General features: G+C 29.4%; 6 protein-coding genes. 2 read left to right on the top strand and 4 right to left on the bottom strand.

Features of this window, described 5'->3' with window-relative positions:
* Positions 1 to 86 precede the first annotated feature (86 nt).
* From M3Z80_RS03110 to M3Z80_RS03120, 3 genes are all read right to left on the bottom strand, one after another.
* Positions 87 to 1,370 (bottom strand): citrate synthase, encoded by a 1,284-nt coding sequence (locus M3Z80_RS03110; protein WP_293917482.1) that lies wholly within the window; start codon positions 1,368 to 1,370, stop codon positions 87 to 89.
* Between the two features lie 308 nt (positions 1,371 to 1,678).
* Positions 1,679 to 2,971 (bottom strand): phosphopyruvate hydratase, encoded by a 1,293-nt coding sequence (gene eno, locus M3Z80_RS03115; protein ID WP_293917486.1) that lies wholly within the window; start codon positions 2,969 to 2,971, stop codon positions 1,679 to 1,681.
* Between the two features lie 104 nt (positions 2,972 to 3,075).
* The gene (locus M3Z80_RS03120; RefSeq protein WP_293917488.1) at positions 3,076 to 4,128 is read right to left on the bottom strand and encodes a lactonase family protein; all 1,053 of its coding nucleotides are present in this window, start codon (positions 4,126 to 4,128) and stop codon (positions 3,076 to 3,078) included.
* Positions 4,129 to 4,631: 503 nt separating this feature from the next.
* Here M3Z80_RS03120 and M3Z80_RS03125 point away from each other — a divergent pair.
* Positions 4,632 to 5,411: an SDR family NAD(P)-dependent oxidoreductase gene (locus tag M3Z80_RS03125; RefSeq protein ID WP_293917490.1), complete on the top strand. Its 780-nt coding sequence runs from the start codon at positions 4,632 to 4,634 to the stop codon at positions 5,409 to 5,411.
* Between the two features lie 28 nt (positions 5,412 to 5,439).
* Entirely contained in the window at positions 5,440 to 6,324 is an 885-nt protein-coding gene (locus M3Z80_RS03130) for a GRP family sugar transporter (RefSeq protein ID WP_293917491.1), read from the top strand.
* A 90-nt stretch (positions 6,325 to 6,414) separates the two neighbouring features.
* On the opposite strand, the gene M3Z80_RS03135 is transcribed toward M3Z80_RS03130, so the two are convergent.
* Positions 6,415 to 6,861, bottom strand: a complete 447-nt coding sequence (locus M3Z80_RS03135) for a hypothetical protein (protein WP_293917492.1) — start codon at positions 6,859 to 6,861, stop codon at positions 6,415 to 6,417.
* Between the last annotated feature and the right edge of the window lie 246 nt (positions 6,862 to 7,107).

Here is a 7,107-nt window from a genome sequence, read left to right on the forward strand (position 1 = left end):
ATTAATAAGATAAAAGTAATAAAAAATAAAAAAGTTTTAGCTTATTGGCTAAAACTTTTTTAGTGATTTTTGTAGAATAAATATTATTATCTTTTTTCAATATCTACGTAATCGCGTTTTGGACTACCTATATAAATTTGTCTTGGTCTATTTATCGGCTCACTATTCATTCTCATTTCTTTCCATTGTGCAATCCATCCAGGTAATCGTCCTAAAGCAAACATGATGGTAAACATTTCTGTAGGAATGCCTAATGCTCTATAAATAATTCCTGAATAAAAATCAACATTTGGATATAATTTCTTTTCAATGAAATAAGGATCATTTAAAGCTACTTCTTCTAATTTTTGGGCAATTTCAAGAGTTTCATCTTCAACACCTAATCTACTGAATACGTCATCAGCAACTTTTTTAATTACTTTAGCTCTAGGATCAAAATTTCTATATACTCGATGTCCAAATCCCATTAAGCGGAAGCTGTCATCTTTAGATTTAGCCTTATCAATCCATTTTTGAAGATCTCCGCCATCATTCTTAATCATTTCTAACATTTCGATTACCGCTTGATTTGCTCCCCCATGTAATGGTCCCCAAAGAGCAGAAACTCCTGCGGAGATAGAAGCAAATAAACCTGTTTGAGCAGATCCTACCATTCTAACAGTAGAAGCAGAACAATTTTGCTCATGATCTGCGTGTAGTATTAACAGCTTATTAATGGCATCTACCACAACTTCATCAATTTCTAAATCTTCAGTAGGCATTCTGAACATCATTTGATAGAAGTTATGTGGATAATCTAATCTATTATTGGAATAATTTAGAGGTAAACCTAGTTTTAGGCGATAAGTCCAGGCGCATAAAACAGGAAATTTACCTAAAAGTAATGTATATGCATTATATAAGTCTCTTTCTGATTTAACATTTACAGCATGAGGATTGAAGGCAGTTAAAGCACTTGTAAGTGTTGATAATACCCCCATTGGATGCGCAGAGCGAGGAAATGCTTTTAAAATTTGTTTCATTTCTTCACTTACCAAGCTATTCTTTTTTATATCTGCTTCAAATTGATTTAATTGTTTCAACGTTGGAAGCTCGCCTTCTAATAATAAATACATAACCTCTGTAAAGGTTGATTTTTTTGCAATTTGTTCAATGGGATAACCTCGATAATATAATTGACCTAAATCTCCATCGAGGTATGTAATTTTACTCTTTGTGGCACCTGTATTCTTGAAGCCAACATCTAAAGTAATAAGTCCAGTCTCATCTCGTAGTTTAGAAATATTTATACCTCTGTCCCCTATAACACTCTCAACAATCGGATATTCATATTCTTTGCCTTCATAGGATAATTTTACTGTGTCTGACATATTTAAGTTCTTTCTTATTTTATTAGTTGTTTTATGCTTGTGAAATATATGAAATTATATTATTCGAAAAAAAAATTATAGTTGAAATATTAAAAAATACGTGCATAAATAACGAATCTTTAAACAATTGTTAAGAGGTAATTTCTTTTTAATTAACAGTAAGTAAAAAATTTAATTTTAATAAAATTGAAAAATTTCAACTATTGTTAATTCTGATATAAGTTAAATTTTTCAATTTATCATAATAAAAAACGGAAAGATTTATTAAACCCTCCCGTTTTTTTATTTATGTTTAATTTAAAATTAAATTATCTCTTAACTTTAAAAGCTTTAAATTGAGGGTAAACTGCTACTTCACCTAAACTTTCTTCAATTCTTAATAATTGATTGTATTTAGCCATACGATCAGATCTTGAAGCAGAACCTGTTTTAATTTGACCGCAGTTTAAAGCTACAGCAAGATCAGCAATTGTGTTATCTTCTGTTTCTCCTGAACGATGAGACATTACTGCAGTATATCCAGCATTTTGAGCCATTTGTACAGCGTCAATAGTTTCTGTAAGAGTACCGATTTGGTTAACTTTAATTAAAATTGAGTTACCCACTCCTTGTTTAATACCGTCTTCAAGTCTTTTAACATTGGTTACAAATAAATCATCTCCAACTAATTGGACTCTTTTACCAATTTTTTCAGTAAGTATTTTCCATCCGGCCCAATCATTTTGATCCATACCATCTTCAATTGAGATAATTGGATATTTTTCTGTTAATTCAGCTAGATAAGAAGCTTGTTCTTCACTTGTTCTAACTTTACCTCCTTGACCTTCAAAAATTGAATAATCGTATTTATTATCTTTGAAAAACTCGGAAGATGCACAATCTAATGCTAACATAACGTCTTGACCTGGAGTATATCCAGCTTTTTTAGTCGCATCTAGAATGGTATCTAATGCATCTTCAATATTTTTAAAGTTTGGAGCGAAACCACCTTCATCGCCAACAGCAGTACTTAAGCCTCTGTCATGTAAAACTTTCTTTAGAGAGTGGAATATTTCTGCGCCCATACGAATAGCAGTAGTATAACTATCTGCAGCAACCGGCATAATCATAAATTCTTGAAATGCTATGGGAGCATCAGAATGAGCACCAGCATTGATAATATTCATCATTGGAACAGGAAGTACTTTACCATTTACTCCTCCTACGTAACGATATAAAGGTAGACCTAATTCTTTTGCAGCAGCTTGAGCAACGGCTAAAGAAACACCTAATATAGCATTGGCGCCTAATTTTCCTTTATTAGGAGTTCCATCTAGGTCAATCATTGTTTTATCTATTAAAGCTTGTTCAAAGACATCAACTCCAACTAATTCAGGTGCAATAACATCATTTACATTTTCAACAGCTTTTAAAACTCCTTTTCCTAAATATTCTTTTTCTCCGTCTCTTAATTCAACAGCTTCATATTCACCGGTAGATGCTCCAGATGGAACAGCAGCTCTTCCCAAAGTTCCATACTCAGTGATTACATCAACTTCTACTGTTGGATTACCTCTGGAATCCAAGATTTGTCTTGCATGAATTTGTGCTATTAGACTCATAATATTATAAAATTTGTTTGTTAAAATTTTATACAAAAATACTCATTTATTAATATATAAGAGATATGAATAATCGTTTTTTTATTGTAAAACACTTTAGGCTTTTAAGGTGAAATAAATTTTAAGCATACAGGCATATCTAACTTGATGTTTTGATTGGTATCATGCAATAATCCGTATTTTAGATCAATCGAAAATACTTGAATGGTGTCACTATCTTGATTGGCTACTATTAAAAATTTACCATTAGGAGAAATTACAAAATTTCTAGGGTTAATATTGGTTCTCTCATAATCTATAGGAGTTAATTTCCCTGTATTTTCATCAATTTTAAAAATTGAAATACCGTCTTTTTTTAAACGATTAGATGAATATAAAAATTTCCCGTTAGGATGTATATGGATATCCGCGCTACCTTCAGCTTTATATTCATCTGAAATTGTTGTTTGAATCTCTTCTAAATTACCATTTGTATATCTAAAGGCAACTATAGTCCCTCCAAGTTCATTTATAAGATAAGCAAATCTTTTGTTTTGATGGAAAACAAGATGACGTGGACCTGAACCAGGAGCCACATTAATATAAGCAGGGGTGCAAAATGTGAGGAAATTACTTTCTTCAGAATAATTTACTTTGAATTTATAAATTCTATCACTACCTAAATCTGTAGCAAAAAGATAATCATAATCTGGTGAAAAAACGGTACAATGAAGATGTGATTGATTCTGTCTTACATCGTGTATGCTGCTGCCTGAAAAGTTAACTTGTTGGATCATAGGATTTAAGCTTCCGTCGGATTTTGTTTTAAATACGGAAATACTTCCCCCTATATAATTTGCTGTTACTATATATTTATCTTGAAGTTCAATGGTTATATAACAGGGAGCCGCACCAAATGCAGATTGAGAATTTTGGAATGAAATTTTTCCTGTTGCTTTATTAAAAAAGAAAGAATTAACTATAGAACTTTCTTTGTCATCATTTTCACTCACTGAGTATATATGATCTTTTTTATGGTTAATTACCAAATAAGAGGGATTATTTACAGATACACTATCAATAAAAGAGGTATTACCGGTTTCAGAATCGAAATCATAAATATAGATGCCGTTACTCTCTCCTTCGGTATAAGTACCTATTACTAAATAGAATTTCATTTTCTTTTTTAGGTATTAAAATAATTAATTTAAATTAGTGAAAAATATTTATATAAAATTATAAATTATTTTTATAACTTTGAAATATAAATATTATATAAATGTTTTAAATAGGAATTTAATTCACGAATTATAATAGAGTAATATTGACTATTTGTGTGCTTCTAAGAGTATATTGACTATAATAATATTTAAACTTTATAAAAGCAAGTGACTTATCTTATTAGATGACTTGTGATTTTATGCAAATAACTACTTAGCTATTCTTTCACTTATTATTAATAATTAAGAATTCGAATCTATTATAATTAAAAGCACATTAATTGTAAAATAGGTTATTTCTTTTTTATTTTAATAAACATTTATCAACCCATAATTACTATTTAAATTAAACTATTTACTGTCTAATGATAGATAGAGTGAATAATCAAGTTTTTACTTTAAAATTAAATGAAATTTAATAATCAAAAGATAATAATAAAATAATTTAAATATTTATAAACATGGGAATTTTACAAAATAAAACTGCGTTAGTTACTGGGTCTAGTTCAGGTATTGGAAAGTCAATAGCAGCGCTATTTGCGCGTGAAGGAGCAAATGTTATTATTACTTACCATTCCGGAAAAGATAGGGCTGAAAATTTGGTAAACGATTTATCCGGATTGAATATTAAGGCCAAAGCATATCAGGTAAATATTTCAAATTATAATGAAACTCAAAATTTTTTCAATCTTATAAATAAGGATTTTGAGGATATTGATATTTTAGTAAATAATGCAGGTATTAATGGGAAAAATACGTACGTTGAAGATATGAATCTTGAAGATTGGGATAGAACTATAAAAACTAATTTATATGGTCCTTTTTATTGCATTAAAGAATTTTTAAATCTTAAGAAAAAAAATAATTCTTATAAAGGATCCCGAATTATAAATGTTACTTCAATACATGAATTTGTATGTCGTCCAGGGGATGCTGATTATAATACAGCTAAAGCGGGTATGAGAAATTTGACAAGAACACTCGCTATAGAATTAGCACCTAAGGAATTAACAGTTAACAATATTGCACCTGGAATGATCCTTACACCTATTAATAAGCAATTTACTGATGAAGCTAAATTATTAAAAGAAAAAGAAGATATTATTCCTATGAAAAGAGGAGGTACCCCTGAAGAAGTTGCGAATGTAGCATTATTTTTGGCTTCGCAAGCAAGTTCATATGTTACGGGAGCTACCTATACTGTAGATGGTGCTCTATCTATACTTGGACAAAACGCTTAAATAATTTTCTTTACGGTATTTTTTAAATATGAGTATAGTAGACTTTTTAGTAGCTTGTATTCCTATTTTATCTTGGGGTTTTCTTCCTGTAATTGCTACTCTTATAGGAGGAAAAGCCATTGAGCAGTCATTTGGAATTGCAATAGGGAGTTTTATATTTGCGTGTTTAGTCTATGCAATAAAACATCCGGCAATTAGTCCTCATATTATTGGAATTAGTTTAGCATCTGGTATTTTTTGGGCTATAGGATCCGTAGGGCAATTAATGGGATTAAAATATTTAGGAGTGTCGAAATCCATGCCTATTTCAAATGGTACACAAATTATTGGAACTTCTTTACTAGGAGTGATGTTAGGAGATTGGAGCTCAGTTGATTCTAAAATATTTGGTTTTACAGCTTTAGCATTAATAATAATCGGTATTGTTTTTACATCTTATAAAGAATCATCTAAAGATAAAAAAAATGAAAAGTCAAATTGGGGGAAGGGGATAATGGTTAATTTACTTTCTTCTTTAGGTTTTACTCTCTATGTAGGAATTTTAAAATATTTTAAAATAGATGGATGGTCAAGTCTTTTACCTCAATCCATAGGGCAAATATTCGGAATTAATGTTTTAGCCTTTTTATTTTTTAAAAACAATCCTTATACTAAAATTTCATTCAAGAATAGCATAGTCGGAATATTATGGGCGATAGGTAATATAGCTATATTAGTTTCACAAGTTAAATTGGGTTTATCAGTGGCTTATCCGGTGGGGCAAGCATCGATAATTGTTGCTATCATAGCTGGGGTATATATTAATCATGAAAAGAAAACTAAAAAAGAATGGATATCATCTATAATTGGGATGTCAATTATAGTTTTAGGTTTGTTTTTCATTTATTTATCAGGAATTTATGATAGATCCTAAATAAATAATGATTTTTAGGAATATTAACGGATAATAAATTTTAAAGTATGATATAAGTTTTTCTTTTATTTAATAGGAAAAATTAATATTTTATTTCAAAATATCGTAAAATCCTGAAGAGCCGAATAAACAATTAATTCCGAATGTTATACCTTTCATTCCTCGATTTTCATTTCCTTTTTCCCAACTGTAACCTACTTTTAGTCTAACTACATTTAGAAAATGTATTCCTAAGCTGGGATTAATATTATGTGGAGTCATTGAATATTCACCAAGAAAAATTCCATATGAAAGAGTAAGATGGGATTCCGGTATAAATTTAAAATTATTATTAAAACTTCCATAATAAGTTCCAACTCCAAGATCTAATCCACACCCTCGATGAGGATTAATGCGATAAGCGTATTCAATGCCTGCGTATCCTGCATTAGTATTGATATAGGTATCACCTACATTTAATGCAATTCCATGACTTGATGATTGACAAAATAATTTTAAAGTACCTGTCATTAATGTAATTATAAAAAATTTTTTCATAATTTTATTTTTCTTGGTATATAAAAGAATTTTATCTAATATGTTATTAAAAAGAATAAAGAATTTAAAATGATATTAGATTTAAGTTAGAAACTTCCAAATATAAAAATTAAATTAATAATTTTCGTTTAATCCTAATGATAGTTTACTAAAGTTAATTTCATTTTCGTCACCTGTATTTTTACCTAAAACGTCAGATAGTTTCACTGCATTTAAATATTCATCATTTGGTTTTTCTTTTACATG

Source organism: Apibacter sp., assembly GCF_025291155.1.
In the GTDB taxonomy this organism is placed as follows: domain Bacteria; phylum Bacteroidota; class Bacteroidia; order Flavobacteriales; family Weeksellaceae; genus Apibacter.